This window comes from Paenibacillus sp. V4I7 (genome assembly GCF_030817275.1).
Taxonomy (GTDB): Bacteria; Bacillota; Bacilli; order Paenibacillales; family NBRC-103111; genus Paenibacillus_E.
In genome coordinates this window covers 509,200-522,972 of sequence record NZ_JAUSZD010000002.1, presented here as the reverse complement: position 1 = coordinate 522,972, position 13,773 = coordinate 509,200, and the positions used below count along the sequence as shown (strand labels likewise).

Below are 13,773 nucleotides of genomic sequence, written 5' to 3'. Positions count from 1 at the left end.
CTACGAACCCCAAACCTCCCTCAACGCATCTCGGAATAAAGTATCTAATGCTGCTTCTTGCTTTTCTCCAGATGCAGGGGTATGTTTGGCAGTTTCTTCAAAATAAGCGATTTGTCGATCTAAATAATCGTTAATTACCGTGATTTTCGGCTCTAAGTCGAATTCGACACCAGCCTTCTTTCGCGTCAACAACGTATATACTTCTTGCTTTAATTTCGATTCCGGCAGTATTTGCTCCACTAGGTCTTCAAATTCCATAGGTGGCATGCTGCCATGTTCTTCAATCCACTGGCAAGCTAGTATTGGGCGTAACACATAAAAATACTTTTTGATTTTCACATAATCACCTTGCAAATATTCCCGAAAGTTCCCTTTGGCCATATGCAAATAGTGATACATACTGGACCGCGGTGAAAAGGTAAATGGTGACAGCTGGCGAATTTGCTCCGTTACACCGTATTGCTCCATATATTGAATCGGCGACTGGTGCCATTCGAGTAAAGGCGGGTTCGATTTGCGAAATAAGTTCAGCGCCTTCTTCAAGTCCCAACCATTGATGTCGAGTTGATCATTGATCGGACGCTCGATGACATCTCGTTTCTCGAATAGGGATAAGTACCATTCCACAGGTCTTACGTAGATAAACCTCACATCATAATCACTGTCTTTCGATGGAAATCCCCAGGCTCTACTACCCGATTCACAGGCATAGAGGATCCGCACGCCTTCCTCTTGTTCAATTCGTTTAAGCTCACTATCTATTTTTCCTATATCAAATGTCATGGGACTCACCCTTTCTTTCGTAATTTGAGGACGCAAAAAGCCATAGACCAACTTCGTCTACGGCTTTATCATGTCAAATTTGAACTAGGCCTACTCTAAGAGTACCTACGTATTCGTCACAAGTCCGGTTGAGACCGATGGTATGAATTGCTTTATGAAAGTCCCCGTTCCCACCCTCACCATTTTGTCTGAATCAGCACTTGGTTGTAACAATAAACATAACGTGTACGATTGTAACTGTAATGGGCATTAGTTGTTTAGGCAGGATTCGAACCTACATGATATGGCCCCTCACATCAACCATCAGTTCCAACTTACCCAGTTGGCGGGCTATGCTCACCTTCAGACAAAAGGCTACCAACTTCATAATGAAAAAACTTATAACGAATAACTTACAACAACTCTGTTTTCCAATTGGCTTCTTGAATGGTCGTGTCTAGTTCGCGAAAAGCTTTGGAGTACTGATCAACCTGCTTCTGTAAATCCACAATAGATACAGTCGAATAAAACTTCACTTCTGATTTGCTAAATCTGTCTTGCCTAATAGCAGCAGCATTTATAACGTCTTGAATGATAGATCTCCGCATAGATAATGTATCTCTTTGCGCCAAAGCTTCCGCAATAGTTCCTCCGGAACCAAGTGAGACTTGCGAATTCGTCCGATTGATAGCGGTCACTAAGGATTCAAATTCATTCAAAGTGTCGTTCAACTCTTGAAATAGGTCAACAGGATTCTCAGGCGGTTGCTCGCCTTCTTGGACTTTAGCGCTACGTGTTAATCGAGCTTTCAATTGTTCCACACGCTTTTGGCAATCCGCTCTATTCATTAAAGCTTCAGCTAATTTCATTATTGTTTTCACCTCGACTATTATTTTCTAAACTCCTTTAATCGCAACCATCGGCTTGCAAGTAGCAACCACATCGGCTAGCGATGCGCCCACTACACTATCGATAATTTGATCCACATCCTTATAGGCTTGCGGACATTCATCAAGAATCGTTTGCAGGGAGCGATGATTAACGAGAATCTCATCATCCGTCCCAACTTTCATCGATTGCGCGAACTGATCGACGGTGACCAGCTCTTTTGTTGCTTTCCGCGATCTCGCTCTACCTGCACCATGACAAATGGAGTAGAAGTTTTTCAGTCCTTCCTCTTTCCCAACCATAATGTACGATGAAGTCCCCATAGAACCAGGGATTAATGCCGGATGACCCGTTTCTTTATAGGCAGCTGTATTCAGGAAATGACCTGGCGGCAGCGCTCTTGTCGCTCCCTTCCGATGGACGAGCATCGGCTGATTGCGATGAAATTCCTTTAATGCATAATTATGCATGAGATCATACAGTACGGGCATTTCCATATCTTCACCAAACACTTCTCGGAAAGCTTCTTGAACACCGAAGGCAATCATATGCCGATTACTTACCGCAAAGTTTAAGGCGGAATACATCAGATTTAAGTAGGTTTGCCCTTCATGACTTGCAATTGGCGCATATAAGAGATTCCGGTCTGGATTTTCAATTCCCCAACTTTGCATGGCTTCTCTGATAACCTTCGTGAATTCTTGACCCAACATAGCTCCCCAAGCACGTGATCCGGAGTGAATCATGACGATAACTTGACCGTCGAACAAGCCCCATTTTGCCGCCAAATCCTCATGAGCTTCTGACACTTCTAGATATTGAATCTCAATAAAATGATTCCCACCACCTAGCGTCCCAAGCTGCCCGTGGGCATACTTACGGATTTTTGCCGGCAAATTCTCAAGGTAGGCGTGGTCGAACTTGAACGTAGATTCTTCTACATGTGTAAGCCACTGTTCATTTGGAACGTATTTCTCAGGAAGTCCTTTTAATCCGTTCTGAACGACATTCATGATATCGATATCGGAATAATTCGTATTTGTACGCTCATTGGTTGGAACATATTTCTCGATCGCTTTGATTAGCGCCCTGCGAATACCCTTGTCTTGAATATCACGTTTATGCAGGGATGTCGTATGCACGCGCATGCCACAGCCGATATCCACACCAACGATGGAAGGGGAAACGAACCCGTCTTTCATGCTCCAGACTGCCGTTGTCCCAATGCAAGTACCAATACCAACATGGGCATCCGGGGTGTAGCTCATATGCACATTCCGCGGAATCCGCAGGTTATTATCTGCCATTTCGAATACTTTATTTTCAAAAGATTGAAACACATCCGGGTTAGCAAACACGTGAAGATTGCCATGCTCAAGTTCCATTTCGTAATGATTACCGCCGTGTACGATTGTTTTCATATCCATTTGGTTAACCTCCGTTTTTCTTCTAAAGCTATCTTCGCTTATTTACATGTGAACGAACATGGTGAAAGTATGACGACAGGTGAAAAGTTTTCCATGTTCTCCATATCTCTCCCCTGTTACAATAAGGAAAGGTTGAAATGAAGAGCGAGGGATTCAAATGGCTAAGGAAAGCTTTGATAAAGAAATTCAATTTCTGCGTATGCTTGTCCTCACAAGCGGGGCGTACAGTCGTCAGCAATTTGCGGAGAGGCTGGGTATCTCAGTTCATACCTTTGATAAAACTTTACGCCGACTAAAAGAAATCGTAGCCACCATGTATCAACAGGCACCGGATGTGCAAAGGAAAGAATTCGCCGAGATGCTGCGCTACAGTTATTTCGATTCAACTGATCCTATGCTGCTGTTCTTATTTCGAGCAAAGTCATTGAAAGAATCCGAAAGTCAGCGAATTTCTACGCTGCTTACGGCTTTGAATGAGCAGGCACTTACCGCTATTGAGCTGCTGGATGTATGTTGTAAAGATATCCAAACGGATTCCTCACTTCCTGATGAGAAAACAGTTCGGAACGACTTGAAATATCTCGAAGAAGTCGGGGTCATTAAAAAAGTGCCAGGACCGCGCCCCTATCGATATCGCATACATAATGATTTAATCCATGAACTTAGCCAGGATGAGCTACTTGATCTCTATGATTTCATTGATGTGATGTCGAATACGCAGGTGCCGTCGGTTCAAGGCTATTTACTGCGAGACGGGCTAAAAAAACACATGAATCGGACCTCATCGGAACCAGCATCCATTGAGCCATTCCTTTATAAATATCACTACCACTCACGTATTTTGGATGAAGCGCATCTATCCATCCTTCTATCAGCGATCCAAAATCGCCGTAAGATCGATTTCCTATACTTTTCGCCTAAAAATTCGCAATCCTATTCCTCGAAAAACACAAACCCTTTGTTTGAACGTGAATTGGAAGGGAAGCTGCAGAAAACATTACCGCTCAAAATTGTCTACGATCACCAATATGGACGATGGTACCTTCTTGCTTATGATTCCCGGCATGGCATCAAGAAATATCGGATGGAAGGCATGACTCAGATTGAGCAAGGTGAGACTGTCGACTCAAGCCTTTTTGATGAGAATAAAAGGGTATTAGAGGAGAGTATAAAATATAGTTGGGTCCTTGATACCGGAAGATCGGTTATCTTGAAAGTAAGATTTTTTAACCCAGGCGATACGGGGCCGAATTTCATTAAAGATCGTGTCTTTCTTCAAGGGCAATGGGGAGAGATTACGGAAGAAGAGATAGATTCGTTTATTTTCGAAATTCAGGTCAATGGAACCACGGAAATTAAACCATGGATTAGAAGCTTTGGATCTAGCTGCGAAGTGCTTGAACCGATCTATTTTCGGAATGAGATGATTGCGGAGTGGAAGGAGCTTGAGACGTATTATGAACCTGTTCGAGAAAATTTTTAACTATCAAATGATTACGCGGCTTGAGAAATCAGGCACTTTCATGATCACCTCACAGGAGAGGTCATGGCTGAAGACCATGCTTAACCATCCCTCTGCGTCCTATGCTTTCACACCGGAAACGCTGGAGAAGCTTGAATTTGTGTTAGTTGATGAGAAGCCCTTTGATTTTTCTAATGCCTTTATCGAGAAAGCTCGAAGTAAGGAGAAGCTAGTCTATCACCCGCTGCTGCGCGCTTTACGTCGATTCATTACGAGTCAAGCTGCTATCCAACTTACTTATAGAGTGAAGGATGATCGGACTTTTACCAATGAAATGGCTTTTCCTTATAAGCTTGAGTATTCCTTAGTGAAAAAAGAATGGTACTTGCTCTGGTATCACATCAGGCATCGGGCGATGATGAGTACGAAGCTCGAAAAAATTGAATCGATCAAAGAGTTGAGCATTTCTCCAGAACGAGTCACCCAAATTGTTTCAGACATAGTGAAACTGCTGCAGAAACGTCAGATCCACGCAACGATTACAGTTATTAAGGAGTACAATCGAGAATTGTCCCGGATTTTATATGCCTTCTCTTGTTTTGAGAAGCAAGTCGATTACGATGAAACGCAAGAAACGTATACAATCCGTTTAACTTTTCTAAATAATGAAGCCGAATATGTCCTTAGCAAACTTCGCTTCTTGGGTAAGAGGGTGCGCGTCACCCAAGGCGAGCATTTACAAAGGAGAATGCTTGAATCGGCCAAAAAAGCTCTGGCTAGGTATGGGGAATCCTAGACTATTCTCTCAATTCCACCCGTGCCAATTGGGATTGAACCACCATCTTATCGTAATGATCCGGATCATTCTTCTTCGAAGACAGTAAGGTACCCAAAATCCCTCCAAGGAATCCAAGCGGTATAGAAACAATTCCTGGATTATTCAAAGGGAACAGAGCTTCACGACGAATCCAGCCAGACGATGGATCCATCACATTGGGACTTAGAATCACGAATAAGATCGAAGCAATAAGTCCCGTTAACAGCCCGATTATGGCACCAGTTGAATTGAATCGGCGCCAGTACAGCGTTAGCAGCAATAAAGGCAAGTTCGCGGAAGCGGCAACTGCAAAAGCCAGCGAGACAAGGAATGCCACGTTTAACCGCTGCGCACCTAAAGCAAGTACAATAGACAATACGCCTACCACTACCGCCGAACATTTGGCAACCAGCATCTGCTGGGCCTCCGTGGCTTTTCCCTTTTTCAATATACTGCTGTAAATATCATGCGAAAAAGCGGACGTTGCAGCCAGCACTAACCCAGAGACAACAGCCAGAATGGTGGCAAAAGCAACCGCTGAAATGAAAGCCATCCAAAACTCGCCGCCAAGCGCCTTTGCGAGTAAAGGTGCCGCCATATTGTCCTCACCCAATAATAAAGTTCGGTCAACGAAAGCGGCAGCACCAAAACCAAGAAAGATGGTCATCACATAAAAAGCACCGATTAGCCAAGTTGCATGAATGACGGAAGACCTGACGGTCTGCGCCTCCTTGACCGTATAGAATCTGGAGATGATGTGCGGCAGCCCTGCTGTCCCTAGTACCAAAGCCAAATTAAAGGAAAGCGTATCCAAAGGTCCCGAAAAAAAATTCCCAGGCTGTACAAACTTCTCCTTTAACGGAGTTGCTTGCGAAACATACACATACAGATCAAATAAATTCCAGTTAAATCTGGAAAGTACCATCAGACTGATCATAAAAGTACTGCACACGAGTAAAATAGCCTTGATGATTTGCACCCAAGAAGTGGCAAGCATACCGCCGAAAGCCACATAAATGGTCATCAAGCTGCCGACTGCAAGGATTGCAGAGGAATATTCCACCCCAAGCAGTAAATGAATGATACCCCCTGCGCCAACCAACTGAGCAATCATATAAAAGATCGTGATCAAAATATTGTTAATCGCCATCCAACCTCTAAGATTCTTCTCTTGAAACCTCACTGCTATCGCGTCTGCCATCGTAAAACGTCCCAGATTATGCAGCGGTTCAGCAATTATATAAAGTACAATCACGTAGGATGCTAAAAAACCTATTGAATAGAAAAAACCATCAAAGCCATATATGGCAATGGTCCCCGTAATACCAAGAAAAGATGCGGCACTCATATAATCACCGGAAATAGCTAGCCCGTTTTGAAAGCCAGTGAGTCGATTTCCAGCTACGTAAAAGTCATTCGTATTCATTGTTCGTTTAGCAGAATGGTACGTAATAACCAGCGTTCCAATCACTACGGCCACGAAAAAGACAAACGCGGAAAAATTCATAATAACCCGATTCCTTCCTAGGCTGCTCTTTTTTTACTACTAAAAGAATAGCATATTTAGGCTTACAAAAAAGCAAAAACATACAGCAAGCCTTAGTAAAGGCTGACTGCATGTTTCTTGGCGTTCAAGAGAATGGGCTGCTTACATGCCCGTATTTGCTTTTACATTAATTTCTGTATATTTGACATCATCTCTTTGTGTGGAAAGCATCGTTCCGATATAGGCTCCAAGGAATCCAAGCGGAATGGAGATAATGCCGGGATTGGCCAAATTAATAAGCGGATTGCCCACCAGAATCGCCTTTCCTGCCTCTCCCCAAATATTTGGACCCACAGCAACAAGAAGGATACAGCTTAAAAGTCCACTTAACATACCGACAATCGCGCCCGTCGTATTAAACCTTTTCCAGTAGACGGTGAAGAGAATGACTGGCAAATTGGCGCTTGCCGCAACAGCGAAGGCAATGGATACCAAGAAAGCTACATTGAGCTTTTGGGCAAACAATGCCAAAATAATCGAGAGCACGGCTACTCCAATCGAAGCGAAACGGGCTATTTTCAATTCTTCCTTATCCGTCGCTTTGCCTTTACGAACGATTTGTCCGTAAAAATCATGGGAGAAAGCTGAAGCAGCAGAAAGCACCAATCCGGTAACAACCGCTAATATCGTAGCAAAAGCAACCGCGGAAATAAAAGCAAACAAGAAGTCCCCGCCTAGCGCTTTGGCCAATAGCGGTGCAGCCATGTTTCCACCTTTATCAATCGCTGTGATATCCTTAGCGCCAACAAATGCCGCAGCCCCAAAACCAAGGAATAAGGTCATGACATAGAAAATACCGATTACCCATGTTGCCGAGACGACAGAACTTCTTGCCGTAGCAGCATTTTTCACCGTATAGAAACGAGTAAGAATATGCGGTAATCCGGCAGTTCCGAGCACCAGTGCAAGGTTGAGGGAGAGCGTTTCAACCGGAATCTTATATTTGTTACCAGGATTTAAAAACGCCTCTTTCAAGGGTGTTGCTGTTTTCATTTGGGTGAACATTTCGGAAATACTGAAATTAAACTTAGCTAGAACGATAAGTGACAGGATCAACGTACCACCCATCAGAAGAACTGCTTTTGTAATTTGCACCCAACTCGTGGCCCTCATTCCGCCGAATACCACATAGATAGTCATCAGGATGCCCACAATTAATACTGAGGTATAGTAATTAAAGCCGAATAATAGTTTGATCAAAGCACCCGCACCAACAAGCTGCGCGATCATATAGAAGATGGAAATGGTGATAGTGTTTAATGCGGCAACCCCACGAACATTCTGATTAGCAAATCGTGCCGCGATCATATCCGCCATCGTATATTTCCCTAAATTCCGAAGCGGTTCCGCCACTAAATAGAGGACGACAAGATAAGCAACTAGAAAACCTAAACTGTAGAAGAATCCATCAAATCCAGTCAAGGCGATCGTCCCTGCGATTCCCAAGAACGATGCTGCCGACATATAATCTCCTGCAATCGCAAGTCCGTTCTGCCAACCTGTTAATCCACCGCCACCCGTATAAAACTCATTCGAGCTGTCTGTTTTTTTAGCTGCATAATACGTAATAATGATTGTTAATAAAATAATGCAAAGAAATAGAATGACGGCTGTTGGACTCATAACGAATTACCCCCAATTTCCGATTTTATTTCTTCAATTTGTCGGTCGAATTCCTTGGATTTCCTGGAGTAAATGATACAGAGTGCCCAAGTCATCAGAAACTGGGCAAATGCGTACACCCATGCCCACGAAATAGGACCGATTGCCGGATTATTCAATACTTTCGTGTAAGAGGTTAAGATGGGTAGAGTAAAGTAAAAAAGGAGGAAAAAGACTGTCATCGGAATAATGAATCGTTTTTTGCTGCCGATTAATTTCTTGAATTTTTCTGACTGTGCCACTTCCCCATATTGAATAGGCTTGCCGTTTGACATTTGCTTAGTCCCTCCTAATGTAAGCGTCTTCAAGTTGATTATATGCGAATTTTTGCCCTTTGTATTAAGACTGTCGCGAATCGTCATATTCCCTGCCTGAATTGCCTAAAAAGGAGCTTTAAACGGTTTCATTTTCATTTAAGCAGCCTAAACAGCTCTTTGGCCATCTCCCGTGAAACGGGTATTTGCGTTCTTGTTTCATTTTTCAAAATCAAATTAAAAGCGCCATTGAACCACGGAACTAATTCATCAATACCATTTAAATTAACCAAATAACTGCGATGAGGACGAAAAAAAGGGAGTTCCCCGAGCTTATTTTCCAATTCCTGCAGGCTCATTTTGCTCATATAAATCTGGTTGGAATACGTATAGATATGGATGCTTTTCTCTTCCCTCTCGGCATAAAGGATGGTCTCAGGATCAAGCAGGACATGCTTTTCCCCGTCTATGATCAATAATTTATTCCAGTTCCTTGCTTTGGAGGAAAATTGCATTTTGCTATGCAGTGACGTCGTCAGTGGGCTATTGGAAAGCTTACTGCGAATCCGTGCCAGTGATTCCTTTAGACGCTCAGTACTATAAGGTTTAAGTAAATAATCAACAGCATTCAACCCGAACGCCTCAACCGCATGATCATCGTGGGCCGTTGTAAATACAATTAGGGGTGCTTGTGCAGCAGTTTTCAGCATACGGGCGGCTTGCAGGCCATCTAATTCCGGCATTTGTATATCCAAAAATATAGCGTCTGGCTCCCATTCTTTTACAAGCTCCAATAACTCCTTACCGTTGGAGGCATGCGGCATCAGCTCTATATCCTCTTCCATCCCCAACAGGTAGATCAGCTCTTTACGGGCTAACCACTCATCTTCAGCAATCATGACCTTAATGGTTCTCACCTACGTATCCCCTCCTTTCGGTACTTTTCCCAGGAATGTTAAATGAAAATCTACATCCGCCATTTACATTATTTTCGATAAAAAGTCGAGATTCCTCGCCAAACAAGCCGATCAGCCGTTGATTGACATTGTAAACACCAATCCCGTTCCCCTCGCTGCTGTTTACCGGACCTTTGCCTAATTGCTCTAGCAAATCAGGGGGTATGCCGCTTCCGTTATCTTCGATTGATATTTGTAAAGTATCCTCATGGTTCAACACTGCTATTCGGATTCGCCCGCCGTGATTCCTATCTTTCAATCCATGTTTGATACAGTTCTCAACCAAGGGCTGCAGCGTAACGGGAGGAATCATAGCTATCAGCAAATCAGAGTCTAACTGAACTTCCATCGTGATCTGATCCTTGAATCGAATCTGGATAATTTCCAAATACGAGCTAAGGTGCATGATTTCTTGTTGGATCGAAATCGTATGAGACGCAATAAGCTTTATGTTGAGCCTCATATAAGTACTAAGCTGCATAGTAATATGCCTTGCCATATCAGGCTCAATTCGAATCAGGGAGATTATTGAGTTCAAAGTATTGAATAAGAAATGCGGATTGATTTGCGACTGCAGGATCCTTAGTTCGGATTCCTTCATTAATGCCTCCATACTCTCATGCAGAGCCACACTAAGTTGATAAGACAATAGTTTGCCTAATCCTTCTGCAAGTACGATCTCAACCGAACGAATTTCTTGCGGTTTTTTAAAATATAGCTTGATCAAACCTGCAACTTGTCCAGCCTGCTTGATCGGAACTATGATCGCAGCTCTAAGCAATCTATGATTCGGTTGGATATCCTCGTGGTTAAGAGCGATTTGCAGCTTTCCCGTTCCAATGGCTTGCCTCGAAAGCTCAGAGCGAATCGGCTCACCGGGTATGAGAATCCTATCACCGAGCCCAGCGTGAGCAAGAATGTTCTCCGCATCGGTAACAGCAACGGCCGCCGTCTTAAGCTCCCTTAGCAGTAACCTAGTGATCGCATCTGCTGATTGATAAGTTAATCCCTGTTTCAGATGAGGCAGCGCAGCTTCTGCAATATGCAGGGCGCGCTGAGTTTCATAAGCAACAGCGCGTTCCTCTTCTCGAAATACAACACGCAGCATGGTTGTGAAAATCGCGATGGAGATGCTGTTCGTAAGCACCATTGGAATGCCGATCAAGTCCACAAGTTCAATCGCTTTCTCGGATGGCGCTGATACAATAAGGATAATTCCCATCTGCACGATAGGTGCGAACATGCCGATAAAAATAGCTTTAGCTGGAGAAATGACCCGTTCCTGCAAGAAGAATCTCGCCACTCCTCCCGCTAATAATCCGGTCAGCGGAGCGGCGATTCCGCCCGCCAAACCAGTAAATCCACCCATCATATATAAGTGGCTTCCAGTAATTAAACCCGCGCCGACCCCCACAAGAGGTCCCCCCATTAAACCTCCGATGACAACACCAACCAGAGCGGAATGGGCTAATGCTTGATCGGACTGCAGAGGAAAGATCCAAAAGGAAGACGACACAACTCCCCCCTCGATCACCACACCTGCATAGGTACCAAGAATGCCGAACAAGCCGAATAAACAGATGAAATAAATCGTATTCATAACGGACATTTTTCTGTCCAGAAGCTGACGAACGATAGGAATTCGCGTTAAGATAAACGTTACGATCAACAGAATACCCATACGCTCAAAGAGCAGAAGTGCAAGCGCCTCCATGTTACCCCTCCTGCTGTATAACATCATAACACGATGGCTTAATCAAAATCATTCCATGTGAAGCCTTCTTTTTGCCTACGGCGTTCATCCCGACAAGAAGAACAACGTTTTGGCGGATCCCATCCACGCATACGGAAAACATCCTGTTCCTCTACCATCCATTCAAAACGTTTTCCACATTCCCAGCATTTAAGTCGTTCCACTTCGCGCGGTTGATGGAACAGATCGGAAGTAATTTCCACTTGAGGTGCTTCACCTTCTAGAACTAGGGGACTCTTACCCTTATTTTGAAGATGAGCAATCACATCCCTTATCGCTTTCTTCACCTTCTGATAATCGACAAGCTGCCACTGCTTGAGCAGTGGAATGAAGCGTTCATCCGAAGTGCCAGCAACTTTCTGTAAAAAAAGCAGAATCAAGCCTCGGTTACGATCTTTCAGATAGGTCATATCTATGTCGCCAATTCCGGCTCCAATCCACTGTCTCCACTGATGAAGCAGCAGATCAGCCATCTGATCACACTGGATCAGCCATCCTTTTTTTGTGAAAATAAGAAGGGGCATATCGCGATTGTACTGCAATTCAAGAAAATCATTCTTGATCATCCAATCGACTCGTTCTGTAATTTGCTCTAGAGTCAAGTAACCATAGAAGCCATAAGCCATATTCGTGTTCAGTTCCAGCTCCAACAGCTTTTTATCGCGTGAACCCTTTAAAATTTTAGCCAACATGTTCCTTCCTCCACTACCGATCAAACTATCTGCTGCGTGAAGGATATAACGGATTTCCTCTTCTTTTAAACTAGCTGCCAACTCCGGTTTCGTCTGCTTTTTTTTATGATTCAACGTGGCCATGAACATCTGTTCCTCCTCGCCATACAGTTTCTTTTTCAAACTCATTCTAGTATTGTATTATAATTATAGACAATATTTTAATATAGCAAAACTAAAAAGAAAGGTTGTTCTCCGTGCTCACACCTATTCAGGTTAAACCGTTTATTTTACACCCGGAGCTAGTCGTTAGCCACGCTGCGATCAATTATTTTTCTAACAGCAATTTATATTTGAATGATGCTACACTTATGCCGCTCGTCCTTCAAAGGCTGAAACAAGTTAAGAAGGGTGAGACCTTCCACCTGTTCGCAGCCCGCTTATTCACTCAATCACAGGAAACGATCTCAGAGATCATGGAGCTTCTTCAAGCAGCGAATATGGATGCCAACACCAAATTTCATTTATTTAACATTCTCATTCATAGCGATCTATCTCTGCTTGAACCTTATCTGGATGTTCTGACTAAGACTGAGGAGTTAAATAAACGGATACAAACCAGAATGAACATTGCAATTTTGGAAAATGATGCTCTCTTCGATGCATTCGAACATTTCATTAAAGAAGCTTACGGCAAATACTATAATGACATTGATACATTTTATGGCGACCAACTGATACATGAACTCGCACACCGCAAGAGTGTATCGCCTGACTACATTTTGAATGTACTTGATTCCTACGATCCGGACGATTTTAGTTACGAGACGATCTTTTACACACAATTGGCAGGTGAAATGCAGCTGGAAACGGCAATTCCATTACTATGCAGCTTTGTGGGAGCTGAAGATGATGTTCTGCCGGAAACTGCTGTGAAGGCCCTTGTTCGGATTGGCACTGAATCTGTCATTACGACATTAGCTGAAAAATACACTGCAGCATCCGAGGAATACTATCGCCTCTTTGCATCGGATGTGTTCGGAAATATTAAGCTGCCTGCTTCTGAGAAAGCACTCCTTGCGCTGCTTCCCAGCGAGAATGATATCACTTATGCAACAAAGCTGGCCGACGGACTGTGCGAGTTAGGCTCCACTATAGGTATTCCCTTGGTGCAAGAACTCGTGGAGAATGGCTATGACAGCGGACACCTGAATCTCAAAGAAACGCTTTATGCCCATTGTATAATGTCTGACACTCTGCTGCCTCAGAGGAGTCTCTGGAAGCTGGAGCTAGAAGAAGAGAATAAAAGACGCGCCAAACGAACAAATGAGATAAATCGGCACTTTACGGGTAAAAGTCCAGTAAGTCCAGTATCAACCACCTCCTACATGAAGATGGATAAAGTAGGACGTAACGACCCTTGTCATTGCGGAAGCGGTAAAAAATACAAGAAGTGCTGCAGTAACGCATAGAAAAATTTGACTCTCATAAAAAAAACCATCAAGGAACAGGAACGCCCGGACAAAGGAAAACGCGCTTTCAGCGAGAGCTCTGCGAGCCAAGACTCGTTGACAG

At 43.6% G+C, this 13,773-nt stretch carries 12 protein-coding genes; 3 read left to right on the top strand and 9 right to left on the bottom strand.

The genetic code is table 11. The annotated features are described in order from the left end of the window. From QFZ80_RS03530 to QFZ80_RS03520, 3 genes are all read right to left on the bottom strand, one after another. Positions 1-783: a nucleotidyltransferase domain-containing protein gene (locus QFZ80_RS03530; protein WP_307557296.1), complete on the bottom strand. Its 783-nt coding sequence runs from the start codon at positions 781-783 to the stop codon at positions 1-3. A 392-nt stretch (positions 784-1,175) separates the two neighbouring features. Then, positions 1,176-1,631, bottom strand: coding sequence for a DIP1984 family protein (locus QFZ80_RS03525; protein ID WP_307548787.1), 456 nt, complete (start codon positions 1,629-1,631; stop codon positions 1,176-1,178). A 27-nt stretch (positions 1,632-1,658) separates the two neighbouring features. Next, a complete protein-coding gene (locus QFZ80_RS03520) occupies positions 1,659-3,071 on the bottom strand; it encodes an RtcB family protein (protein WP_307564003.1) in 1,413 nt (470 codons plus the stop codon). A 163-nt stretch (positions 3,072-3,234) separates the two neighbouring features. Between QFZ80_RS03520 and QFZ80_RS03515 the strand changes: the two genes are divergently transcribed. Both QFZ80_RS03515 and QFZ80_RS03510 read left to right on the top strand, forming a co-directional pair. Continuing rightward, entirely contained in the window at positions 3,235-4,560 is a 1,326-nt protein-coding gene (locus QFZ80_RS03515) for a helix-turn-helix transcriptional regulator (protein ID WP_307557294.1), read from the top strand. After that, positions 4,523-5,335, top strand: coding sequence for a WYL domain-containing protein (locus QFZ80_RS03510; protein ID WP_307557292.1), 813 nt, complete (start codon positions 4,523-4,525; stop codon positions 5,333-5,335). Before QFZ80_RS03515 ends, QFZ80_RS03510 begins: the two co-directional genes overlap by 38 nt. A 1-nt stretch (position 5,336) precedes the next feature. Here the strand turns inward: QFZ80_RS03510 and QFZ80_RS03505 are convergent, their stop codons facing one another. From QFZ80_RS03505 to QFZ80_RS03480, 6 genes are all read right to left on the bottom strand, one after another. Next, positions 5,337-6,863, bottom strand: coding sequence for a solute symporter family protein (locus tag QFZ80_RS03505; RefSeq protein ID WP_307548790.1), 1,527 nt, complete (start codon positions 6,861-6,863; stop codon positions 5,337-5,339). A gap of 141 nt (positions 6,864-7,004) precedes the next feature. Further along, complete coding sequence (locus tag QFZ80_RS03500; RefSeq protein ID WP_307548791.1) at positions 7,005-8,525, bottom strand: solute symporter family protein; 1,521 nt, start codon at positions 8,523-8,525, stop codon at positions 7,005-7,007. After that, positions 8,522-8,839: a DUF485 domain-containing protein gene (locus tag QFZ80_RS03495; RefSeq protein WP_307548792.1), complete on the bottom strand. Its 318-nt coding sequence runs from the start codon at positions 8,837-8,839 to the stop codon at positions 8,522-8,524. The genes QFZ80_RS03500 and QFZ80_RS03495 overlap by 4 nt, the downstream gene beginning before the upstream one ends. A 134-nt stretch (positions 8,840-8,973) precedes the next feature. Continuing rightward, on the bottom strand, positions 8,974-9,735 hold the full coding sequence (locus QFZ80_RS03490; RefSeq protein WP_307557289.1) for a LytR/AlgR family response regulator transcription factor: 762 nt from the start codon (positions 9,733-9,735) through the stop codon (positions 8,974-8,976). Then, positions 9,722-11,488: a LytS/YhcK type 5TM receptor domain-containing protein gene (locus tag QFZ80_RS03485; RefSeq protein ID WP_307548797.1), complete on the bottom strand. Its 1,767-nt coding sequence runs from the start codon at positions 11,486-11,488 to the stop codon at positions 9,722-9,724. Before QFZ80_RS03485 ends, QFZ80_RS03490 begins: the two co-directional genes overlap by 14 nt. A gap of 38 nt (positions 11,489-11,526) precedes the next feature. Further along, positions 11,527-12,342 (bottom strand): RQC-minor-1 family DNA-binding protein, encoded by an 816-nt coding sequence (locus QFZ80_RS03480; RefSeq protein WP_307557287.1) that lies wholly within the window; start codon positions 12,340-12,342, stop codon positions 11,527-11,529. A gap of 113 nt (positions 12,343-12,455) precedes the next feature. Here QFZ80_RS03480 and QFZ80_RS03475 point away from each other — a divergent pair, with 113 nt between their 5' ends. Continuing rightward, positions 12,456-13,670, top strand: a complete 1,215-nt coding sequence (locus tag QFZ80_RS03475; RefSeq protein ID WP_307548801.1) for an SEC-C metal-binding domain-containing protein — start codon at positions 12,456-12,458, stop codon at positions 13,668-13,670. Positions 13,671-13,773: the final 103 nt, after the last annotated feature.

Excerpts from the sequence above, each read along its gene's own strand:
- QFZ80_RS03530 (WP_307557296.1), bottom strand. The coding sequence starts at position 783 with ATGACATTTGATATAGGAAAAATAGATAGTGAGCTTAAACGAATTGAA.
- QFZ80_RS03525 (WP_307548787.1), bottom strand. The coding sequence starts at position 1,631 with ATGAAATTAGCTGAAGCTTTAATGAATAGAGCGGATTGCCAAAAGCGT.
- QFZ80_RS03520 (WP_307564003.1), bottom strand. The coding sequence starts at position 3,071 with ATGAAAACAATCGTACACGGCGGTAATCATTACGAAATGGAACTTGAG.
- QFZ80_RS03515 (WP_307557294.1), top strand. The coding sequence starts at position 3,235 with ATGGCTAAGGAAAGCTTTGATAAAGAAATTCAATTTCTGCGTATGCTT.
- QFZ80_RS03505 (WP_307548790.1), bottom strand. The coding sequence starts at position 6,863 with ATGAATTTTTCCGCGTTTGTCTTTTTCGTGGCCGTAGTGATTGGAACG.
- QFZ80_RS03500 (WP_307548791.1), bottom strand. The coding sequence starts at position 8,525 with ATGAGTCCAACAGCCGTCATTCTATTTCTTTGCATTATTTTATTAACA.
- QFZ80_RS03495 (WP_307548792.1), bottom strand. The coding sequence starts at position 8,839 with ATGTCAAACGGCAAGCCTATTCAATATGGGGAAGTGGCACAGTCAGAA.
- QFZ80_RS03485 (WP_307548797.1), bottom strand. The coding sequence starts at position 11,488 with ATGGAGGCGCTTGCACTTCTGCTCTTTGAGCGTATGGGTATTCTGTTG.
- QFZ80_RS03480 (WP_307557287.1), bottom strand. The coding sequence starts at position 12,342 with ATGGCCACGTTGAATCATAAAAAAAAGCAGACGAAACCGGAGTTGGCA.